Origin of the sequence: Kaistella antarctica (assembly GCF_900109615.1) — a bacterium.
GTDB lineage: Bacteria > Bacteroidota > Bacteroidia > Flavobacteriales > Weeksellaceae > Kaistella > Kaistella antarctica.
Window position 1 is genome coordinate 30,725 of the sequence record NZ_FOIX01000001.1, and the last position, 22,739, is coordinate 53,463.

The window sequence follows — 22,739 nt, forward strand, 5'->3', positions numbered from 1 at the left end:
GTGCTTTGTTGTATACAATTTAATGATGATTAAAGATAGGTAATAATTATTTCCCTTGGTTAAAAAAGAATTTAAGGGATAGTAGATTTTTTTATTGCCGAAGATATAGCGGTAGGGTGTCTTCGAGCATAAAAAGTACTTTTGAAAGATTCTGAGCTTTGATGTATGATTTAATTTCTGGTTTTAATCCAATTGAAAACTGCAAAAATTCAGAAATTCTCTCGGCTGGAATTTCCATTTTTTCAAAGTAATCATCGCCGACCTTACCTCTGATCCATAAAATATTGTCTTGAAGATCATCATATCGGTATTGTGCTTTTTTCCTGCGTGCATAACCACTAATTAAATTATAAATCGCTTGTGGCTTTAAACTCAGCCCTAACAAGGGTAACAAAACATCATTTTTAAAATCAGCTGGCGTTTCTCTGGATTTCTCTGGCGGTGCTGGAGCGCCTACCTCTCTTCTCAGCTGCGCCACTTTATCGAATCTTGTTAGATTTCGGGAATCTTGATTTAAATCGCCAGTCAATCGAATAGCGGGTATTTTCACTTCTTCAATTTCTTGAACACTCCGGATAATGATAATCGACAACGGATTACTGAAATCCTGGGTGTTCAAAATTTTAAAACTTCTTTCGAAACCATCTTTAATGAAACGCAATTCATCATTCAATGAAGCTGCGATCGTAAATGTACCGTTTAGATTGGTGTAAACTTTCTGCTCGGTTTTCATATTGAAAACGAGAACTGCAGAAATCGGATTCTGATCTTCATCTTTCACCGTTCCAGAAACTTCCTGAGAACATAGAGAAATTGAAAACAAGAAAGAGAATAATGAAATTAACCGAAACATTAAGAACCTACTTTATGCGTTCTGATATATTCTTTGTAGGCTAATCTCATCGCCCAGCTGATGGCGCCAACATCAAAGTTCTTACGATACAGTTTAGCTAGCGACTGAGTTTGGTCAGCATAAATGAGGAATCTGTCGATTTGTTCTTCACCCCAGCCTTGGGAAGTATAGAAACTTAAATCTAAATTTCTTTTTACTTGGCGGTAAAACTCTTGAGTTTCTGCATAGTTCGCCGTGGTGATAGGCGGATTTTTAGATTTCTTTATGATCCCAAAGACTGCCGAAGTAATCCCTAGAATATTAACCTGTCCGGCACTATAATCTGGCGCTGTAAAGGCGGACGGTGTTGAAAGCTTAGGTGCAACTACGGTAAATGGCGTCATCATATAAGATTTCATGGTTGAATTTAATGCCACCACTCTTTTCGATGGATCTAAAGCTTTGATGTCTCTTATTAAATCTCCCGTGGCTTGAAATTTAAGTTCAATTTCTGCGATATCGTAAGGAGATTGTGTGAGGATTATATTTAAAGATTGCGTGAAACTTTGGGTGGAAATAATGCTGGATCTTCGGTCGTAGCCACTTTTGATAAAACGAAGTTCGTCCGCTTGTTTGGCTACAATCATAAAGTTTCCTTCTTTATCTGACAAAACTTTCTCATCAGTTCTGGTATTATAAATCACAACGGACTGCAAGGCTGTATCAAATTCAGAACTTACTTTTCCGATAACATATTGTTGAGCAAACGCTTTAACTGAAAGGGTGAGGAATAAGAAAAATAGTAGTTTTATTTTCATGCAGTATATTTTAGTAAAAGTAATGGGATATAAATATGATTCCGTGTTTTTGAATTTTGAGGTAAAAAGTTTAACCTGATTTAACGGCTTTTATGATTATTTTAGAAATTGCGGATTTATTATTTGTTAAAATTTCTAATAAACAGTATCGAAGTTCTGGATTTTTTAACGCAAAAACGCAAAGATTTACAAGAGATTTGATGCTAAAATTACGAGCGCAAAGGCGTTTCACTTAGCGAAGGGCGCAAAGTATTTTTTAATTATAAATACCAAAAATGATGATTTGGTCATGTATTTTCGACCTGGAAATCCTTACAGATATTCGATGTAGAAATGACGCCTAGAAAAGTGGTGCATTTAGGTAGGCATGTAAAGAAAACCTTAATGAAAAAACCTTGTCAGGGTTTGAAACCCTGACAAGGTTGAGCGCAGATGGAATGAGGGAAATAAGATTTTTGGCAGTAGCAAATTGCTGTTGTTTCTGAATTTTAACGGAATCGGTGAAGAAGCGCAATCCTGCGTAAGGGATTGAAGTGGAAATCCTTTTTTATCTTGTCATCAGACGAGATAAAAAAGATTGCAACGGAAAGCCCGACCTGAAAGAGGGAAATCGGTGCGATCTGCCTTGGCGGAGAGCGGCGATTTCCCGACTGAAGGATACGCCCACACTTCGACTAGGCTCAGTCTAAAAATGATTTTAATTTAAGAACTTTTTTTGTTTATCTTTGTAGTCTTACAAAAACATGGGGTTGACTGGTTTCGACAGCAAGATCGATGGATAAGTAAGCATGCAGAGAACCGTAGCGCGATCTCTTTAATCCCTTGCTGCAAACCTTTAACTGGCAACCAAGAGTTCGCTCTTGCAGCTTAATCTGAATAAAGTAGGATTCAAGCGCTCTCCCGAAGATAGTAAGGAGGCAAGATGTCTCGCAAATGCTCCGTTCTGCGGCGTTTGATTCTGAGGCATAGCAATGCAGAAATAAGTCTCGAAAGACTTCGGTTCGAGATCGAAAACTTAAGAAGTTAAGCTATAAATTGGGTGTCTGTGCTCTGTTTATAGTCGAAAACCAATCGCAGAATAAGCATGTAGAAACCTTATGTGTTGCTTGTTTGGACGAGGGTTCGAATCCCTCCAACTCCACTTTTTATTTAAATAACTCGCCGAGATTCGGCGAGTTATTTTTGTATAATTGTATGAATTCAGACACTTGGAAAGTAAAATTAGCATTTCAGAAAAAGGATAAGAAAATGGAAAGTGCTAAGAAACTCCCGCATTATCTCTATCTTTATATATAACAAAATTGCGATGGAAAATAAAAAAATTTGGTGGTCTGCAGTTGCAGGAACTATTATCGCTTCCGGAATTTTTTTAAGTCGCTATCACGACTATTTTATCATGATTTGTTTTTTGGGTCTTCTTATTTTTGGCTTCATCTTGACACCACCGAAAGAAAATCCGAAAAAGTAATTTCGTTATAACTCTTCTCCACTTTGCTAGCATTTACGCGATCATTAATTTTTGTATTGATAACAATTTAACTATCGCTCAGCCAATTCTTTTAATTCAAGATTCATCTGTTCGAACCCTGTTTTGGTATTATTCAAATTATTTTTAAAGACACCAACAAGAATTCCGGTAAAGGTTTCGCTTTGAATAAAAGTGGTCGTTCCGTTTTTGTTGTCGATTAGTTTGAATTGGTGTTCGCCATCAAATACTCCTTTAATAAAAAACTTCCCTAGCCAGCGCAATTCTTTCGGCGGGTCGTAGGCAACAACTACGGGTTTAAATGTCAATCCGTTCCCATTTGGCGGCTCAATTCTAACTGAGATGATATTGCCCACTTTTATATTCCCTTCTATCGATTTTACAAAAGAATTCCACTCTGGATAGTTTTCAAAATCGGTCAGTATTTCCCAAACTTTCTTTGGTTGAGCTTCGATTAGGATTTCGGTGAAAATTTCTACAGTCATTTTATTTTGAGTTAATATTTCGGGATTACTAGTCATTCAAATATAAACAGATTTCTGATTGCTAACAACAAAAAATTCCCTCAGCAAAAACTGAGGGAATCTATATTTAAAAACTGCAATTTTTACAACTGCGGTCCTGCTGCGATTAAGTTTTTGGCTTCGTCATTATCGCAATACTGTTCAAAGTTTTTGATATAACGTGCTGCCAAATCTTTTGCTTTTACTTCCCACTCAGATTCGTTAGCATACGTTGATCTTGGATCCAAGATTCCCTCTGAAACATTTGGTAATGTTGTAGGGATTTCAAGATTCATTACCGGAATTGTAATTTTCTCTGCTTTGTCAATTGATCCGTCGATAATCGCGTCAATAATTGCACGAGTATCTTTCAAAGAAATTCTTTTTCCAGTTCCGTTCCAACCAGTGTTTACCAAGTAAGCTTTAGCACCGTGCTCTTTCATTTTACCAATTAATGTTTTAGAATACATTGTTGGGTGTAATGATAAGAACGCTTCACCAAATGCTGGTGAGAATGATGGCTCTGGCTCAGTAATTCCTCTTTCAGTTCCGGCTAATTTTGAAGTATAACCGCAAAGGAAGTGGTATTGTGCCTGAGCTTCATCTAAAACAGATACTGGAGGTAAAACTCCAAAGGCATCTGCTGATAAATAAACGATTTTGCTGGCGTGTCCTGCTTTTGAAGGCAACACAATTTTACTCATGTGGTAAATTGGATACGAAACTCTGGTGTTTTCTGTAATTGAATTATCGGTGTAATCTGCTTCACCATATTCGTTCACCACCACGTTTTCTAACAATGCATCTCTTCTGATGGCATTAAAAATATCCGGTTCTTTTTCTTCAGTTAGGTCAATCACTTTCGCATAACATCCGCCTTCAAAATTGAAAACTCCGTTATCATCCCAACCGTGCTCATCGTCACCGATTAAGTATCTTTTTGGATCTGCAGAAAGGGTAGTTTTACCAGTTCCAGAAAGTCCGAAGAACAAAGCAACATCTCCTTCCTCACCCACGTTCGCTGAACAGTGCATAGAAGCCATTCCTTTTAATGGAAGGTAATAATTCATCATGGAGAACATTCCTTTTTTCATTTCACCACCGTACCAAGTCCCACCAATAATCTGCATTTTCTGAGTTAAATTAAACATCACGAAATTTTCAGAGTTTAATCCTTGCTCTTTCCAGTTTGGATTGGTTGTTTTAGAACCGTTCATTACGATAAAATCTGGTTCACCATAATTTTCTAATTCATAATTAGAAGGGCGGATGAACATATTGGTTACGAAATGCGCTTGCCACGCCACTTCCATAATGAAACGAACTTTTAATCTTGTGTCAGGATTGGTTCCACAGAAAGAATCAACCACATATATTTTTTTCGACGAAGACAACTGCTTTAAAACTAGTTTTTTACAACTTTCGAAAGTTTCCAGAGTAGTCGGCAAATTCACTTTACCATCCCAGTGAATGGTGTCTTTGCTCACGTCATCTTTTACGATGAAACGGTCTTTCGGAGAACGACCTGTGAATACTCCAGTTTTTACAGCGACAGCACCAGAAGCGGTTACGGCACCTTTTTCAAAACCTATATTTTTACTCGACATTTCCGCAACGAATAATTCCTCATAAGAAGGATTATAAGATACTTCTTCATACCCGGTAATTCCTAGGTCATGCAGTTGCTGAATAATTTTAATGTTCTTCATAACGTCTTTATATTTTCTGATTTTTATTAAAAAACAAATTTACTGATTATTATGCATCCAAAGAGATTTAAAAATGATGATATCAATCAGAGTGCGCAAAAGTTTACGAATTCTACAAAAAGATTTTTCATCTGTAGATTAATTCTTTATAAGAAAAAACTGATGAAAATCCCTTTGCTTGAAAATAGTCTTGCCAGCCTGAAAATTTAGAACTCATTACAAAATCGCCACCCCAAGCTCCTAAGCTTTTGACAAATGAAGGACAATTGTTGAAATGTTTTTCTTTAACAGTTTCAAGATCTAGAAAAGCACTCAATTTACTCTCGTGCAGAATCATTAATTCTGAAAAACTTTCTAAAGTTTCCACTTCCAAAACCTGACGTGTTATTTCTGAAAACTCGGCGATTAACTCTGGTGATTTTTCTTTCGACCGATAAAGCTGAATTCCTTCCCGACTGTTTTGTTTTTGATTAAGATGAATAAAGATTAAATCTTCTTTAAAAGTAGGGTCAAAGTTTATTTTCTGAATCTTCCTGTCTGGTTGATTTTGATAAAGAATCGCTGACTGTTCTTGCGCCACTGCAATATCATAACCGCTTCCGCCTAGGCATGTTTCGTTAAGATGGAAAGGATCAATGTGAGCCCATTGTGCCAGATTATTCATTAAAGTAGAACTGCTTCCTAAACCGAAATTGGCCGGAAATTGTAAATTAGTCGTGATAGAATAAGAAGAATCTGTTTTAAGTTGAATGGCAGAAAGCTCTTTTATTTTCATTAAAACCTTTAAAATAAATTCCGCAGAATCTGGAATATTGGTTGAAATTAAGTGACCATTTCGATAATCTATTCTCGCATTCAACCAAGTTTTCCCTTGATGAAGGGCGGTCCAGCTAACCAAAGATTTTCCATCAGCTATTTCTTCAACAAAAAACTCTTGCCCCCATTTTGTAGGTAGAGCAAGAGCCAGAGCGCCATCTAGGACGACATATTCGGAGGTGAGCAATAATTTTCCGTGGGAAAAAATCATTCTCGACTATTTTTAAATGGCAGACGAAACGTCTACGCTATTATTAATTTTTTTAATCAATCCTTGTAACGTTTTTCCAGGGCCCACTTCTACGAACGAAGTCGCTCCTTTCTTAATCATATTTTGTACAGATTGTGTCCATTTTACGGGGCCAGTTAATTGCGCGATAAGATTGAGTTTAATCTCTTCGGGATCGAAAACTGCGGTCGTTGTAATATTTTGGTAAACCGGCATTGTCGGTTTGTAAAATTTAGTATTGTGAACTGCAGCGGCTAATTTCTCTTGCGCCGGCATCATCAATGGCGAATGAAATGCGCCATTCACGGGTAGCATCAGAGCACGTTTGGCACCAGCATCTTTCATATTCTGACAAGCTAATTCCACTGCGGCAGTTTCGCCAGAAATCACTAATTGCCCAGGACAGTTGTAATTGGCAGGAACAACGATTCCAGGAGTTTCCTCACAGATTCTTTCAACAAGATCATCGGCTAAACCAAGAATTGCTGCCATCGAACTAGGGTTTGCGTTACAAGCTTCCTGCATTGCTTTTGCACGCGCTGAAACCAACTTTAACCCATCTTCGAAACTTAAGACACCATTCGCAACCAACGCTGAAAACTCTCCAAGAGAATGTCCCGCAACCATTTCTGGTGCTACGCCATTCAAAGCTGTTTTCAAAGCGGCAACAGAGTAGATAAATATAGCTGGTTGGGTAACTTCGGTTTTTTTCAAATCTTCTTCGGTACCTTTAAACATCACCGACAGAATATCGAAACCTAGAATGTAATTGGCAGAGTCCATCAAATCTTTTATGTCTTTTCGGGACTCATAGAGTTCTTTTCCCATCCCGACATATTGTGAACCTTGTCCAGGAAATACAAGTGCTTTCATATAGTTATTTACAGATAAATCGGCTTAAAACATAACACTTCAAGCCAATGCTTTTTATTAGTTAGGAATCAAACGTACAACTCGGTATCCTTTGTTGACGTATGCTCCGGTTTTTGTTTTTTCAAATTCGAATTTTGTAGCCAACTGGGTTTGCACTTTATTCATTTGCTTGAAAATTTCTCCTTTTTTATTTTCGCGACTTAACATATCATTGACAACATCGAACCCGATGACAGCGTATTTAGAAGGGCTTTTGCAATATTTCTTTTGATAATCGGCTAAGATTTCTTTTTCAAAAGTTCCCTCAGTATCAATCTTGCGATCCATTAAATAGACCAAATTGCTTTGACTTAACTCATCAACTTTTTTCTCAAAAATCGGCGAGTAATACATGCTGAAAGATTTCAAACCATCTACTTCTTTAGAAAGGGCAATCATTCTGTTGCCAAAGGAGTCGCCAGCATCATCACTTTTGTTGGCTAAAACTGCAATAACAGGCGCAGGTTTGCCCGTCATCATATTCTGATCTGGCTGAATGTCTGAAGCAGATTTCACCACCACCACATTCGCATTCTTTATATTCATTTTCAGATTGGTTTCTAAATACTTTGCATAGGTTTGATCAGCATCAGCAACGATGTAAATCTTCTGATCAGAGAAGGCGTCTTTTACTTCTTTAACAATACGATCTGCATAAATGTAATCATTGGTTTCAATAATAATTAAATTTTGGTGACCCAACAAATCATCAGAATTCGCAAAGGGTGCTACTACCGGAATTTTACTCGCTTTCACATAATCCAACACTTCTAAAACACTTGATTTAAAGAAAGGTCCAATGATTAAATCAGTATTTGCAGGATTAATTTGAGTTAAAGAATTTTTAAAACTCTTTTCATTACCAGCATCGATAACTTTGATCTCGAGGTTTTTACCACTTTTCACATTTCGCTCAATGGCTAATTTTGCGCCAGCTAAAAAATCAAGCGACAAATTTCTGTATTTAGAATCACCACTATCAAAGCCGAATGGAAGCATTAACACGACGTTTAAGGCATCACCTGATTTTTTCACGTAAGCCGTTTCTAATTTTTTAATTTTTAAAACCATTCCTGATTTTAAACCTTGCGAAAGATTCTGATTTAAGGAAAGTAATTCATCGAGCGTAATGCCGAATTTATTTAAAAGTCCGAAAACGGTATCTCCCTCTTGAACCGTATAGGTTACATAATCATCCAAAACTGAAGTTGTAGAATAGGTTTGTGTAGAAGTTGGCTGAGAAACTACCGTAGCTTTCGGTTCAGTTTTCGTTGGCGCAGAATTCCCTTTTATTTGAATGACATCACCAGGCTGCAAACCCTTTTCTTCTAAACCTGGATTCAGGGCAAAAAGTTCTTTTTGGTTGAGGTTAAATTTTCGGGCAAGTTTGAAATAGTTGTCTTTTGATTGAACGATATAGGAGTTCTCATCTGCTACCACCACTTCTGAAGTTTTGGTTGGTTCGGCCTGTACAACAGGCTTCACAGTTTCAGTGACTACCGCAACTTCTTGCTGATCACCGCCAAACTTTTGAATATTTACTAACGGTAAAATCACTTCATCACCAATTTTCATATTGGAGTCTAGGTTTGGATTCAAAGCTCTCAATTCTGATTCTGAAATCTGAAATTGCTTGGTAATTCCGTAAATGGTTTGCTTTGGTTTCAGAATAATCTTGCCTAATTTAGCAGCAGTGGAAGTTGATTTTACTGGTGTAGCGGCTGTGTTGTTGGCAGATTTGTTAATTACCAAAACATCTCCGATGGAAACTTTACCATCTTTTGAACTGGGATTTAACTTCACCAAATCATCAACGGTCATGCCGTATCTTTTTGCGATATTGTAAGGATTGTCGCCCTTTACCACAATATGCGTCTTCTGGGCAGATAGACCTGCAAATGCTGTTAGACCAGCTATAATGAGAAACTTTTTGATCATCTTTTAGATAAATATTTACAAAAATACTGCTTTAAAATTAAATAGTAAAAATTATTAATTCTGAATTTTCAACTTCCAGCTCTTGGTAACAATTATGAAGCCACTCACGCCCTAAGTCGGCGTAGAACACCGAGAAATTGTAGTTTCTTTCTTGCCAAGTATTCCCTGGATGAATCTTTTGAAATAGATTTTCTAACCGTTCCAGTCGTTCACTTTGCTTGATTTTTTCAGCACGCAGCAATCTTTTTTTCATGCGGGCAAATGATTTTAATTGTCGAGTCTCTTCCGCTTCTACCAAATTGCCGAAAGTCTTTTCCGTTAATGCTGCCTTTTGTTTTAAATTAATGAATTGCTCTTTCAAATCAATCTCCTGTTGATTTAAAAGGGGCAAGATTTCATTTCCATTCATTAAAAGTTCATTTGTAACCGTGGCGAAATTTTTAAAAAAATCATTCAATTCTAAACCGGACTTTTCAATTTTAGAAACGGTTTTTTCAGAAATCATTAACATCGAATTTCTAGGAATTAAGATTGGAAAAGGAAGATTGAGCTTTTCAAAATAATTTTTGAGTTCGAGCCAATACATGATTTCAGCATTGCCGCCAATGTAAGCGATATTGGGCAAAATCATCTCCTGATAAACTGGACGCATCAACGCATTCGGACTAAACCGTTCTGGATGATTTTCCAATTCTGCTAAAATTTCTTCTTCGGTAAAGTACTGGTCTGTGTCGACGATAACAAATTTATCATCTTCAAAAGCGATTCTATCCCGCGTTTCCGAAAGGAAAAATAAATTAATCTCTCTGGGATTTACCTGAACTTTCCCGTATTTCTCTGTTAGAAAGTTAACCGTTTCCTCGGTTGTCTCAAATAGGTTTTGATGGAGAAGCTCACCTTTGAAAACCGACTTCATTTGGGCTTTCAATTTTGCTTCATCACCATCAAGAACTACCAATCCGTACTCCGAAAAAAGTTCCTGGACGATAATGCTCGTCGCATGAGAAAGGGTGTTCCCTTTTTTGTAGGCGCGCTTTAATAATTGAATTAGTTCTGTTCCGAAGATGGAATTTTTATATTCCTCTTCAAACTGAGAAATGAAAAATTCATCTTCAACTTTAATTCTACCAACTGCTCCGCCCGATTTTGCTTTGATTTCGTAATAATGGTTTTCCGTTTTGAAATGATTAATTTCTTCAAAATCATGATCTTCGGAAGCCAGCCAAAATAAAGGCACAAAATTCTTAGTTGGAAATTTCTCCTTTAAAAGCTCCGCCAGTTTGATAGTTTGTAAAATTTTATAAATAAAGAAAACTGGTCCCGTGAAGAGATTCAGTTGATGCCCAGTTGTCACCGTAAAAGTTTGATCTAAAGCTAAATAATCAAGATTGGTTTGTTGCTTTTCTGATAATTTAAATTTGGAATACTGGTCTTTTAAAACCTCGCAAAGCACTTCTCTTTTGTCCGCAGAAAAAGACTGTTCCTTTTGTTGAAATTGTTTCTCAATATTCTCCACGTTAAAAAAATCAGATTCGAAACCGGGAATTTTTTGAGTCAAAAAATCTTTGATCAGCAAAGGAATGCTTTCAATATTTACAAAAGGGATGTTGGTGAATTTTTTCAAAATAATCTTATATATAGATTTGCTTTTAACCGTAATACTCTTTGTCAATGCAAAGACTCTAGCGTTTGGCTCAGCAGCTAATGCAAACTTTGTTTAACTAAAAAGATACCAAACAATTCCCAGATTCAGTCGGAAATCATACAGTGGATAATAGGGCGCGGTGAAGGATTTATTCTTCATAAAGGTAGTGTTTAGATGTTGCGCCTCTACAAAGAAAAACATTCTTTTCACTTTCAAATTAAAATAAACATCAGCGATTGGTTGCCCACCGATCGAGTATGAATTCGAGTTAGGTAATATAAATTCATTTAATACTGGAGAAAAATCACGTGAGGCAAATTTAGAGAAGTAATAGACTTTTACGCCAGTTTGAATTTCAGCAGCATTTTTAAAGGCTTTGGTTTGATAAAAAAGATTGGCTCTGGCAACGAGATTAGGCATGGGTAAAAGATCTTTATTTCCGATGGCTGATTGAACAAGCAGTTTTGGATTCAGATGAAATTTACCGTACGAGAAAGTTGCTTCACCACCGATTTGGGAAACATTTACTGACGATGAACTTTGTTGGGGAAGTGACTGCGCATCTAAATAGGTGTAATTGTCGATTCTAAAATAATTCGCAAAGACGCTGCTTTTGAACCATTTTAAATTAACATCACCGCCAATTTCGGTAATGGTTTGATTTTTAGGATCGGCGAAATAATAATTGAACTTTTTATAAACCGACGGATTGATCAACAAATTAAAACTGGGTGAAGCCGACTGGAAATTTACTTTACCATTAACAAAATAATCTGGAATCGGCTCAAATCTTATTAAGTTTTGAGAACGGATAAAACTGCCAAATTCTTTTCCGCTGGAAAATTCTAAATTTGAGTTTAAGGCTACTTTGCCCCACAGCTTGATAACGAGATTTCCCACAGCGCCAATTCTGTTTTCTGAAAGTTCTTCAGGGAAATTTAAAGAAGCTGGGAACGGCGTACCGACGCCTAACTTAATCATTTGATGGCGAACTCCTGCATCTAATTTAAAGTTTTCTTTATCGAAGAGAATACTTACGGTATTGCTTAAATTCTTTGAATATTTTTTGGAATACGAAGGATAATCATATAATTCTAAGCCGTCTGTAAAATAATAGGGCTCCGGTGAAGATTGATTATAGAAATATTTATTTCCCTGATGAAAAATGGTATGTCGGATTTTAAAAGGAAACTTTTCAGAATTGAACGGTTTAAACTCTTGACTAAAATAATATCTACGGTAAGCGAACTGGGAATTAGAACCTTTGAGGTTGACTTCTAAATTCTCTCGATTGTTGAAATCAGAATCGCCATTTAGAAACAAATTGACATCGGAAATTCCGCCGTTTTCCTGGTTGTTCACGTTCTGATGAATGAAGTGAGCGAAAGCTTTATACTTACCATTTTTAGAAAGATAATTTCCGGAAAACAGCACTTCATTATTTGCCGCTAAAGAATTAAGATAATGACCTTGCGAACGAAGGCCCGTATATTCTACAGCAAAGTTGAATTCTTTGCCAATATTCTGAGTGTATGTCGATTGTAGGACTGCGCCATTTCGCACGGAGTTGTGATAGATAAAAGCCGTGGTTGGTGTTTTTACATCGTAATATTGAACATCTGTAATTCTTTTAATCAAATACGATTTATTGGTTGGAAGCAACGATAAATTTTGTTCAGGATCTACTTCGAAAACCAAAGGATTAAAGCCAGAACCTACATTGGCAAACTGCACTTTTCCAAAATTATCGCGATTATTGTATTGTGAAAAAATGAAAGTTTTGTCGTGGGTAAAAGCTGTATCAAAGATTTTCTTTTCGGAGAACTGGGTTCTGTAGGTATAATCGTAAATGGTCGGTTTAAAAACTTTCAGGGAATCTTTGAAACCAGAATCAACCACTAAAGTATCGCCAGGTTTCACCCGATTAGAATCAGTTTTATTGACAATCTGTGCATTGAGGTGATAACTGAAAAGAAAAAGGCAGAAAAGGATGAATCTCATTCTATTTGTTTGGTGTACAAATGTAAGAAATATGACGAAATAAAAAAGGACTGTAATTTTGATGATCACAGTCCTTTTAATAATTACCGACAGGTATTTAGTTATAACCTGGGTATTGTGTTAGATTAATGTTTGCATTCAAAGCTCGTTGAGACATTGGTAGTACAAATAATTTATTATCTGGCGTTACGGTACAATTTACGGTACAGTTCGAAGGTCTAACCATTGGTAGATTGTGTCTTTTCAGATCTAAAAACCTTTGTCCTTCTGCGTAAAATTCTTTCCCTTTTTCAGTTAAGATATCTTGTAATAAATTAGTACCCGTGTAAGTGGAACCATTTCTAGAAGTTGCAAAGGCATTCAATTCTGAAAGAGCAAGGCCAGTTTGACCTGTTAAAAACAAGGCTTCAATTCTGTTTAACTGTGCTTCTGCAAATCTGAATACTTTGATATTTCTAAAATAATTTCCTTCTGTGGTAAACCTTGGGTATTTATTTGTCCAGAATCCTTTCGGATTATCCGTTGCTGGTGTACCAACACTGATAAGTAATCCACTTGAAGGCGAACCTCTTCTAACATCGGTTGTTGGGAAACTATTGTAAAAACTTTGGTTAAATAGCATACATTTTCTAGAATCTGTTCTGTTGTAATAACCAGGCAGGGAAACATTTGAACCAATACCTGTTGCTCTATTCGTGTCGATATTTAAGTCGAGTTCCCAAATCGTTTCTGGGTGATTTTCTGTTCCGTCTAAATTGTAAGTTTGATTTTGGTAAGTCACGGTAGCAGCATCTTCATTGCTTCCAGAGAAATATTGCTGATAATTGCTTGCACTTGCAACGTTTGCAGGTACAGTAAGCGTTTTAGCATCAATTTTAGAAAAACCAGCTGGCGAACTCGTTACAATTTCAGTAGCGTATTGTAAAGCCAAGGCCGCGTCACCTGCTGCTCTTCTTGTTAAATATACTCTAGACAAAAGTAATTTTGCCGCAGTTTTGCTCAAGAGTACTTTTTTCGCAGGAGTGGCACTTGCTGAATTTACGCCTTCTTTCAAATCTAAAATCACCTGATCATAAATCTGAGCTACGGTTGCTCTGGCAGGTTTAATGTTCACATCATAATCCTCTAAAACTAAAGGCACACCGTATTCTTGATTTACTCCCGAAGTTGGAGTTGGTGAATAATAATTGACCAAAGTGAAGTAAGCTAATCCTCTGATAATTCTAGCTTCACCTTTAATTCTCTTCACATTTGCATTGTTTGTAACAAGGGTGTTGTTAATTACCAAGTTGCAATTCATAATAACGTCATACAACGGACCATAAAATCCGAAATCACTTTGAGACGAATTATAATTGTAATTGAAAGTGTTTAGGTAAGAAGGATTACTGTTGGACACAAATAACTTGTCTCCCAATAGATCCCCAAACAACATTACTTCAGTCCCAAAAACGCTGGTAGAACCCATCGAGATATATGCGCCGTTGAGCAGCATCTGCAACTGACCTTCTGAATTTACATTGGTGATTTCATCTTTGTCTGGTGGAAATAAATCCAATTCTCTCTCGCTGCATGAGGTATGCGCGAAGAAGAGTAAAAAGCCTGATATAATTAATAAATACTTTTTCATTTTAATTTAATTTAATGTTAGAAACCGATTTGAATACCCATTGATATCGTTCTCAATACTGGAGACGCATACCAATATCTTCCTTTACCAACCCATGACCAAGAATTTGAAGTAGATTCAGGATCATAATTCAGATCTTTATCAAATACGTAAGTGAGCAAATTTGTTCCTCTTGCGTAAATGGTCAAATTGTTAATGCCTGTTGAGTTTTTAAACATTTCGCCGAATGAATAAGCAATTTTCATTTCCTTCAATCTGATATGATCTCCTTTGTTCAGGAAACGAGAAGACTCTAATCTTGAACTGCTTGGATTTCCAATCACCGCTTTTGGTCCATCTGCGTTGAAGTTTTCAGCGCCTGGTGCATCTGTCCAGCTGTTGTACAAAGCATCTGTAATTTGATTTCTAGTAATGAAACGACCATCATGCTGGGTGTAAGAACGAACCCCATTCTGCACCATAAAATCAAACTGACCCGTAAGCAAGACGCTTAGTGAGATATTTTTATATTTGAATTCATTGGTTAAACCAACATTGTAAGTAGGGAAGGCGTTTTTGCCAATCCAAGCTTCCGTAGCTTTTAATTTATCATTTGTTACAGCGCTTTTGGTACCGTCTGTAAACCACAATCCATCTCCAGCTTTAATACCGTTTGCGGCGTCATCTGCTTTTGCAGTTCCTGCCCAAAGGTAAGTATAGTACTCTCCTAATAAGTGTCCTGGCGCTAAAGCAACCAGTTCATTACTTGCATCAGAGGTATCTCCTTTGAACTGAACCAGAGGCACATTTAATTTTTCAACGATTGACTTTCCGTAAGAACCATTGGCATTAATATTCCAAGAGAAATTATCAGTACGAACTGGTACTGCATCAATAACTATTTCAAAACCGCGATTTCTAATGTCGCCAACATTTCCGTAGTAGGAGTTGGGCCCACCTGATTCCAGTGCGGGATACTCTTCAAAGATTGCTTCTTTGGTTAATTTATCGTAATAATCTAAAGTAAACTTCAATCGTTCATTGAAAAAACCGAAGTCGGCACCAACATCTAAATGAGAAGATTCTTCCCAAACCAAAGCTTTATTTCCAGGAGAACTAATTCCGCCATAACCGCCATAAGGTCCCCAATTGATGGTCGAGTTATAACCCAAAGTGGCAAATTGACTGTATTGCGGTCCCCACTGATCAGCGTAAGGAATATTTCCCAGCACTCCGTAACTGGCTCTTAAAGTTAGAGAAGAAAATGCAGCTGGAATAAAGGATTCATTAATTGCATTCCAAGATCCACCGGCAGACCAGAAGTTCCCCCATTTTTTTTCTCCCAAAGTAGAGTTTCCATCTCTTCTGATTTGACCAGATAAGGTGTATTTACTATCTAAAGTATAATTTAATCTACCGAAGTAAGAGATCTGACGCCATTGTAAATTGCTGTTACCAGCGATTTGGGTATCGGAAAAATCAAAGTAAGGTCTTGGATCGTTCATGGTATAACTCACCACGCCTAAATTATTGTAGGTGTGATCTTGGTATTCCATTCCGGCATAAGCTTGCACGTTATGTCTACCACCAAAAATATTACGATACGATACGGTATTCGACCAGTTCCAATCAAAAATAGTACTTCTGAAATCACCAAGGAAACCTTTGTCCTGACTCATGATGGTATAGACAGGGTGTCCAGCTAAAACAGATTGAATTTCTGTCATAAACTGCGCCTGCATTCCATACAGTGAGTTGAAGTAAAAGTTTTTCGCAAACTGATAGTCCATATTTACCGATCCAATAATAGTATTGATCGTAGAACTCTGATTGGTTTCATCTAAAATTGAAACCGGGTTAAAGCCAGGAGTAGGCGAACCTTCTCCCAAATCTTGATTATAAGAACCATCTGCATTATAGACTGCCCGCAATGGAGAAATCATAATTGATGAAGTTACAGGATTCGCAGATGCTCTTCCTCCAAAATAGGTTCTTCTCTTAATATTTGAATAATTTAAGTTCAACCCAAACTTAATTTTCTCTGAAGCTTTATGATCCAGTGCCGTATTAATACTGATACGGTCGAATCCTGAAGTTTTAACCAGTGGAGTATTTTGATAATAAGAACCTCCAATCCTATAAGAAGTATTGCTACCTCCACCTGACACACCAAAGTTGTAAGTATTAACAACAGATGAAGTTCTGGTGACTGCTTTTACCCAATCTGTATTCTGGCTTCCATCATATTGTGGTTCATAATTCTCCAAGAAATAATCGGTAGCTTGTTGCAAACCAGTAAATGTTCTGCCCAATTGACTCTGGCTGTTCCACATTAAAATACCACCGTACTTTATATATTCATCAGCATTCATCAAATCTAACTTATCATAGGCTCGGTCTTGAACACCGGTCTCCGTAGAGAATTCGAATTTTGTTTTTTGATTATACTTCCCTTTTTTGGTAGTAATAAGGATTACCCCATTTGCTCCTCTAGAACCATATAATGCAGTTGCAGAAGCGTCTTTTAAAACAGAAACTGATTCAATAGCATTCGGGTCAATGGAAGAAAGTGGATTCCAGGACTCCATTAATGAAGCATTATCTGAACCTTTCCCTACAACTACTCCATCAATTACATATAAGGGATTTGGCGTTCCAATTAAAGAACTTACTCCTCTAATGGTTACCATATTTGACGATCCCGGATCACCACTCGCAGATGAGAAGTTTAGTCCCGCAACTCTACCATTCAACACATCATCAACTGAAGAAAACGGTGTTGATTCGAAATTAGCTTTGGAAACTACATTGTAAGCCCCTACTTTTTGCGCAGGATCTAACTTGATTCCACCAACCAAAATCACTTCCTCAATGTCTTTGACTTTTGATGTGGTATCCTTCTTTGCTTTTTGAGCCATTAGCGTATGTCCCGCAAAGAACAAAACACCAACAGTTAAAACTCGTAATTTTACATTCATATTAACACACTTTAATATTTTAATGAGGCAAATATGTTAATATTTTTTAACAAATGCAAATTTAATTCAAAAATTGGCAATGATTTTTTTCATTCTTTAGCAAAATTGTTACAATACCACCGTAATGTTTTGGAAATGGTAATATTGCTAATTGCCAAAATCTGTTAAAACAGAAAGGGCCACGGTGATTTACGTAGATTGTAGAAATCAAAAGAACCGCCATTGCTGGCGGTTCTTTTTTGAAAAAACTTAACTTGAGTATTTAAATACTACAAATTAGGATTGGCAATAACTTCTGCCTGAGGAATTTTCAGATATAATCTGTTATCATCATAACTAAACGACTGACCTACGAAGAACAAATGGTTTGCTCCTCTGGTTACAGATGCCATGTTACGTTTCATAGCAAAGTAAGATTTACCTTCACCCCAGAATTCAATTCTGGTGTTGGTGTAAATATCTGCTTTCAAAGCTGCATCGGATAAACCATCAACATAACTAGTATCAGTTAATCTATTAGATAAGAAGTTTTTGTAAGCAGTTTTTGCTAAAGCAGTTTGACCTGTTTTTGCTAATGCCTCTGCATACAACATATGGAATTCATCACTTCTCATGTAAAGGTAATCAGTTTCGATAACTCTTTGTCCACCTACGATTTTCTTAGGATCATAGAATTTACCTCCTGGTACAGCAGAATAAGAAATGTCAGCAAAGCTCACTTTCATATATTCATTTCTATTAGGATCTGTAGGATCAAAGAAAGCGCTTTCGATTACATAACCTTTAGGGTATTTGGTAATTGATTTAATAGGCACTCCATTTTCTAAAACTGGGTTACCGGTCGCGTCTAAAACTACACTCTTCACTTCATCAAATTCAACAACAGTGATGAACTGATTTCTTCTGATGTCATCTGCTCTGATTGCGTTGAATAAGTTTTCGTCAATAGCTTTTGGATCACCTGCCCAAGCGTAGCTATAGGTAAACACATCTGTTTGACCCCACCAGCTGATTAGATCTAAACTGTTATCTAAAGTAACATCAAAGCCCCACATCCAACTTGGTGCAGATAAACTATTGAATCCACCAGTTGCAGCACCTGCAGTTGTGATAGGAAGTCCACCATTAACAAGTTCTCCGGCAACCGTTACTACTTTAGCATAGTCTCCTTGTGCAGCATAAACGTAAGCTAACATTCCTTTTGCAACATTTTTGTCAATCGTTCCTTTGTTAGGACGAGCAAAACCATCTAAAAGAGATATTGCATTAGTTAAATCTTCGATCATGAATGCATAAACTTCTGATTGAGCCGCTCTAGCGCCAGATTCAGGTGTAGGCATTTTATAGATCGGGATTGATTTAGCAGATGGATCATATTTCGGCGTGTACATTTGTACCAAATTGAAATAAGAGTGAGCTCTAATTGCTTTTGCCTGACCCATCGCAGCCTTATCTTTCGTAGAAGTAAGTTGCGCATCATTTCCACCTAATCCTTCGATTACGTCATTTGCAGCATAAATCAATCTGTAGTAATATCTCCAAGGAATATAATTAGTATTTCTTGTAAAATCTACAGGATCTGAATAGTTTGCAATATTAGAATACCAACCGTAGTTAACTCCGGCTAATACCATATCTGAAGAAAGAAGATCTTTATAAATATCATAAGCCTTTTGACCGAAATCATCATGACCTGTCGTACCTCCAGTTTCGGTATTTACCATCAACAAATAAAGACCGTTAAGTTTAAATTGTGCGGATGGGTTTGAAACCGTCTCGGTGGGTTCTGTCTGTAAAAATTCTTCTCTACATGAGGTCGTAAATGCAAGCAATGCGACCATTAGAGATAAAATTGGAATTTTTTTCATTATAAATTATTTTTTAGAAATTAAATTTAGCGCCAAATGTTATTGTAGAAAGTGGCGAATATCTATACATGTTAGAAGATCCCGTTTCTGAGGTAGAAGGGTTGAAACCATCTCTCTTGGCATTGATCCAAAGGTTATCTCCTGAAACTGACAACTGTAAAGTGTTGATTCCCATATTTGCCAAAAGCATTTTCGGCACTGTGTATCCTACTGTTACGTTGTTAAGTACTAAATAGTCTGATTTCGTTAAGAATCTAGAAGATAGTGAAGCGTAGTTCGTATCTCCTGCTCTGTTAGAAGTCAATCTTGGTACATTTGTAATGTCTCCTGGGTTCTGCCATCTATCTCTGATGTCAGTATGCCAGTTGTTACCACCAATCTGTCCGTTCTGCATCAATGTTGCGTAAGCACCATCGTAAGAATAACCACCAAATGAATATAACATTTGAGCTGCTACGAAGAATCCTTTGAATTCTGCGTTAAGGTTAAATGCTCCTCTAATATCTGGAATTGCAGATTTGTCAAGGAATTTTTGTGTTGCCTGAGCATATACTTCAGTCGTTCCTTGCAAAATATTTGAAGCACCTGGATTTGCTTGTTCATATTCATAAAGCGAAGCGATTTGCTCACCTACATCGAACGTACCGTTGTTATTCTTATCTACGAAGTTAACAAACCACTGTGCTGCACCTGTTTGCGCATTCACACCAGCATATTCTCTCATGTAGTAATCATAAATTGATCTTCCTTCAACTCTACCGAAGCTTGCTTCTGAAACATCAATTACCTTATCTTTTCCTGTAGATTTATCAAATGGCATTTTGGTTAACTTGTTGTTAAGCATTTCTCCATTGAAACCTAAACTCAACTTGAAATTTTCTTTTCTGAAAATATCAGCATTCAAAGTAAATTCAACTCCTGAGTTGATTAATTCACCACTGTTTACTTTTTCGATAGCATTACCTGTAGAAGGTGCAATTCTACTGTCGAAAATTAAGTTGTCAGTTTTTTTGTTATAGTAATCTACACTACCTGTAATTGCTCTCGACTTCAATAAAGCGAATTCAATACCTGTCTGGAAAATGTTAGCACGTTCCCAAGTTAGATCTGGGTAACCAGAACGTAAGAAGTTGGTTGCAATGTCTCCCATGAAGTTTCCAGGGTTGTAAACATTGTACCCAGGGTAGAATCCTACACCTGCTTGATCTCCTACTGTACCGTAACTTGCTTTCAATTTAAGAGTCTTGATCGCATCTACATTCTGGAAGAAGTTTTCTTTCGAAACCATCCATCCAATACCAGCTGAGTAGAAATTATCCCATTTCTCATTCAAGAAACGAGAAGTTCCATCCCTTCTTCCTGTTAAGGAAAGGAAATATTTGTTTGCAAAGTCATAAGTAACTTGTCCAAAATAACTTTCTAAAGCATAATCATTGATATATGAATACGCCTGATTCTGAACCGTTGCGTTATTGAATTCAGGAATATCCGGATCGATTAGACCAGAACGTGACGCTGACATATATTTCTGCTCGTAATAGTTACTCTCATGAGCTACTAACGCTTCGATTGTATGTTCTCCGTAGCTTTTGTTTGCTCTCAATAACTGAAGGAAGTTCCAAGAAAACAATTCTGTTTTCGATTTGAAAATACTACCACCTTGACTTGCTGAAGAACCATAGAATGGATTATTCAATAAATCACGGCTATTGTTATAGTACTGTCCTGCTAGTCTTGTTTCAAATTTTAACCAAGGTAAAATGGTTGCCTCTAAGAATAAGTTAGCGTTCATCTCGTGCTTATAACGACGATCTTTATCAATTGTAGCATCAGCAATTGCATTGGTTAAAGCACCAAAACCACGACCTACACCATAATCATATTGATTACCACCATAAATAGGGTCAGCAACGATACCACCTGTATTATCTCTAAGGAATAATGGGTAAATGGCAGGAATGTTATCTACGAACCAGAAAACACTTCCTGAATCTTCAGATTGACCATTGTTCTTAGCTTTCGAGAATGAGTAACCGAAGTTAAAATCACCTTTCAACCAATCTTTGGCTTGATGAGATAAGTTCAATCTACCAGTGTATCTTTCGAATCCACTATTGATTGAGTAACCTTCATCTTTCAAATAACCGATACCTGCATAGTAAGTAGTTTTATCTGAACCACCACTCATGTTGAAGTTATTTTCTGTACGGATAGAAGGTTGGAAAGCATAATCTTCCCAATTTTCTGGATTGTACTTTCTAGCAGTACCTGGACGAACTTGCTTGGTTGCAGGGTCGATTAGGTTTGCTGCAGGAACTCCCCACATGTTGTACTTAGGACTGATCCCTGCTGAAGAGAACAATCTTGCGTTTGCATAAGCAGTTGGATTTGCGTTTCCGTTAAATTTTCCCTGATTATACAATGCTTCCCAGCTTAGGCCAATATACTCCTCAGGAGATTCTAGCACATCATATCTAGGTAGCAAGTTGACGTTAAAACCAACTTTAGATTCAAACTGAATCGTAGATCTGTTAGAACGACCTTTCTTAGTATTGATTAATACTACTCCATTCGCACCTCTACTTCCGTAGATTGCAGTTGCTGTAGCATCTTTCAAAATCGTCATACTTTCAATATCATCCGGACTGATAGCAGATACGTTTCCGGTATAAGGCGCTCCATCTAACACGTAGAGTGGACTCCTGTTACCATTTACCGATCCGAATCCACGGATTCGAATGGTTGCATCTGTACCCGGTTGACCCGAAGTATTAATTACTCGTACCCCCGCAACTTCACCTGCAAGTGCCTGAGTAACGGTAGAAACACTTTTCCTGTCCACGGAGGATTGGTCAACTGCAGAAGCTGTTCCCGTGTAGGATTCTTTTTTCACTTTACTATATCCTACCACAATCACCTCATCGATGTCTTGAGTAGATATAGTATCTCTCTTTTGCGCAACTAGCACCGCTCCAGTAAAGAAAACTGCCGCCATACTTATCGCACGTAATTTCACATTCATATTAACACTTTTTAATATTTAAGACGCAAAGATGTTAATTATATTTAATATAAACAAGCGAACACAATGGTTAACAACATTATAGCACTAACTATTTATTATGGTATCATCTATGTTTTAATCTATTTGTTTTAACAAAGTCAAACAATTAACATAAATTCTCTTCATCTATCAACACGAAAGAGGTTTACTTGTGTAAAACATAAATATGTTAAAATTAAATATTATGTAATAATATTTAAACGGTATCCGCTGTATATCCCCTTAGAGAAATGTCTAGGCATCGATATCTGCAAGATTTGGAAAAAGCTATGCACTGCCTAATATTAAATAAAAAAAACCGCCATTTCTGGCGGTTTCTTTATGAAAACCT

Annotated in this window: 14 protein-coding genes and 1 other RNA gene; 2 read left to right on the plus strand and 13 right to left on the minus strand. The window is 36.9% G+C overall.

Annotated elements, in window-relative coordinates; genetic code table 11:
- Positions 1–91: 91 nt before the first annotated feature.
- The gene (locus BMX49_RS00160; protein WP_034717586.1) at positions 92–853 is read right to left on the minus strand and encodes a carboxypeptidase-like regulatory domain-containing protein; all 762 of its coding nucleotides are present in this window, start codon (positions 851–853) and stop codon (positions 92–94) included.
- Positions 853–1,650, minus strand: a complete 798-nt coding sequence (locus tag BMX49_RS00165) for a hypothetical protein (RefSeq protein WP_051803610.1) — start codon at positions 1,648–1,650, stop codon at positions 853–855. Before BMX49_RS00165 ends, BMX49_RS00160 begins: the two co-directional genes overlap by 1 nt.
- A 745-nt stretch (positions 1,651–2,395) precedes the next feature.
- Here BMX49_RS00165 and ssrA point away from each other — a divergent pair.
- Positions 2,396–2,794: a transfer-messenger RNA gene (ssrA, locus tag BMX49_RS00170) on the plus strand.
- Positions 2,795–2,956: 162 nt separating this feature from the next.
- Positions 2,957–3,118, plus strand: a complete 162-nt coding sequence (locus BMX49_RS14635) for a hypothetical protein (RefSeq protein ID WP_156030672.1) — start codon at positions 2,957–2,959, stop codon at positions 3,116–3,118.
- Positions 3,119–3,189: 71 nt separating this feature from the next.
- Here BMX49_RS14635 and BMX49_RS00175 read toward each other — a convergent pair whose 3' ends face one another.
- The 11 genes from BMX49_RS00175 to BMX49_RS00225 form a co-directional block, all read right to left on the minus strand.
- On the minus strand, positions 3,190–3,621 hold the full coding sequence (locus tag BMX49_RS00175; protein WP_034720969.1) for an SRPBCC domain-containing protein: 432 nt from the start codon (positions 3,619–3,621) through the stop codon (positions 3,190–3,192).
- Between the two features lie 122 nt (positions 3,622–3,743).
- On the minus strand, positions 3,744–5,348 hold the full coding sequence (pckA, locus tag BMX49_RS00180; protein ID WP_034717587.1) for a phosphoenolpyruvate carboxykinase (ATP): 1,605 nt from the start codon (positions 5,346–5,348) through the stop codon (positions 3,744–3,746).
- A gap of 127 nt (positions 5,349–5,475) precedes the next feature.
- Positions 5,476–6,375 (minus strand): GYDIA family GHMP kinase, encoded by a 900-nt coding sequence (locus BMX49_RS00185; RefSeq protein WP_034717589.1) that lies wholly within the window; start codon positions 6,373–6,375, stop codon positions 5,476–5,478.
- Between the two features lie 12 nt (positions 6,376–6,387).
- Positions 6,388–7,266 carry an ACP S-malonyltransferase gene (gene fabD, locus BMX49_RS00190; protein WP_034717591.1) on the minus strand — a complete coding sequence of 293 codons (879 nt, stop codon included), beginning with the start codon at positions 7,264–7,266 and terminating at the stop codon, positions 6,388–6,390.
- Between the two features lie 57 nt (positions 7,267–7,323).
- On the minus strand, positions 7,324–9,243 hold the full coding sequence (locus BMX49_RS00195) for a LysM peptidoglycan-binding domain-containing protein (protein ID WP_051803611.1): 1,920 nt from the start codon (positions 9,241–9,243) through the stop codon (positions 7,324–7,326).
- A gap of 37 nt (positions 9,244–9,280) precedes the next feature.
- On the minus strand, positions 9,281–10,867 hold the full coding sequence (bshC, locus tag BMX49_RS00200; RefSeq protein WP_051803858.1) for a bacillithiol biosynthesis cysteine-adding enzyme BshC: 1,587 nt from the start codon (positions 10,865–10,867) through the stop codon (positions 9,281–9,283).
- A gap of 93 nt (positions 10,868–10,960) precedes the next feature.
- Entirely contained in the window at positions 10,961–12,889 is a 1,929-nt protein-coding gene (locus tag BMX49_RS00205; RefSeq protein WP_034717593.1) for a putative porin, read from the minus strand.
- Between the two features lie 97 nt (positions 12,890–12,986).
- Positions 12,987–14,519, minus strand: a complete 1,533-nt coding sequence (locus BMX49_RS00210; protein ID WP_081864339.1) for a RagB/SusD family nutrient uptake outer membrane protein — start codon at positions 14,517–14,519, stop codon at positions 12,987–12,989.
- A gap of 17 nt (positions 14,520–14,536) precedes the next feature.
- Complete coding sequence (locus BMX49_RS00215) at positions 14,537–17,476, minus strand: SusC/RagA family TonB-linked outer membrane protein (RefSeq protein WP_051803612.1); 2,940 nt, start codon at positions 17,474–17,476, stop codon at positions 14,537–14,539.
- A gap of 269 nt (positions 17,477–17,745) precedes the next feature.
- A complete protein-coding gene (locus BMX49_RS14820) occupies positions 17,746–19,344 on the minus strand; it encodes a RagB/SusD family nutrient uptake outer membrane protein (protein ID WP_034717597.1) in 1,599 nt (532 codons plus the stop codon).
- A gap of 13 nt (positions 19,345–19,357) precedes the next feature.
- On the minus strand, positions 19,358–22,366 hold the full coding sequence (locus BMX49_RS00225; protein ID WP_051803613.1) for a SusC/RagA family TonB-linked outer membrane protein: 3,009 nt from the start codon (positions 22,364–22,366) through the stop codon (positions 19,358–19,360).
- Between the last annotated feature and the right edge of the window lie 373 nt (positions 22,367–22,739).

Excerpts from the sequence above, each read along its gene's own strand:
- BMX49_RS00160 (WP_034717586.1), bottom strand. The coding sequence starts at position 853 with ATGTTTCGGTTAATTTCATTATTCTCTTTCTTGTTTTCAATTTCTCTA.
- BMX49_RS00165 (WP_051803610.1), bottom strand. The coding sequence starts at position 1,650 with ATGAAAATAAAACTACTATTTTTCTTATTCCTCACCCTTTCAGTTAAA.
- BMX49_RS14635 (WP_156030672.1), top strand. The coding sequence starts at position 2,957 with ATGGAAAATAAAAAAATTTGGTGGTCTGCAGTTGCAGGAACTATTATC.
- BMX49_RS00175 (WP_034720969.1), bottom strand. The coding sequence starts at position 3,621 with ATGACTGTAGAAATTTTCACCGAAATCCTAATCGAAGCTCAACCAAAG.
- pckA (WP_034717587.1), bottom strand. The coding sequence starts at position 5,348 with ATGAAGAACATTAAAATTATTCAGCAACTGCATGACCTAGGAATTACC.
- BMX49_RS00185 (WP_034717589.1), bottom strand. The coding sequence starts at position 6,375 with ATGATTTTTTCCCACGGAAAATTATTGCTCACCTCCGAATATGTCGTC.
- fabD (WP_034717591.1), bottom strand. The coding sequence starts at position 7,266 with ATGAAAGCACTTGTATTTCCTGGACAAGGTTCACAATATGTCGGGATG.
- BMX49_RS00195 (WP_051803611.1), bottom strand. The coding sequence starts at position 9,243 with ATGATCAAAAAGTTTCTCATTATAGCTGGTCTAACAGCATTTGCAGGT.
- BMX49_RS00205 (WP_034717593.1), bottom strand. The coding sequence starts at position 12,889 with ATGAGATTCATCCTTTTCTGCCTTTTTCTTTTCAGTTATCACCTCAAT.
- BMX49_RS00210 (WP_081864339.1), bottom strand. The coding sequence starts at position 14,519 with ATGAAAAAGTATTTATTAATTATATCAGGCTTTTTACTCTTCTTCGCG.
- BMX49_RS00215 (WP_051803612.1), bottom strand. The coding sequence starts at position 17,476 with ATGAATGTAAAATTACGAGTTTTAACTGTTGGTGTTTTGTTCTTTGCG.
- BMX49_RS14820 (WP_034717597.1), bottom strand. The coding sequence starts at position 19,344 with ATGAAAAAAATTCCAATTTTATCTCTAATGGTCGCATTGCTTGCATTT.
- BMX49_RS00225 (WP_051803613.1), bottom strand. The coding sequence starts at position 22,366 with ATGAATGTGAAATTACGTGCGATAAGTATGGCGGCAGTTTTCTTTACT.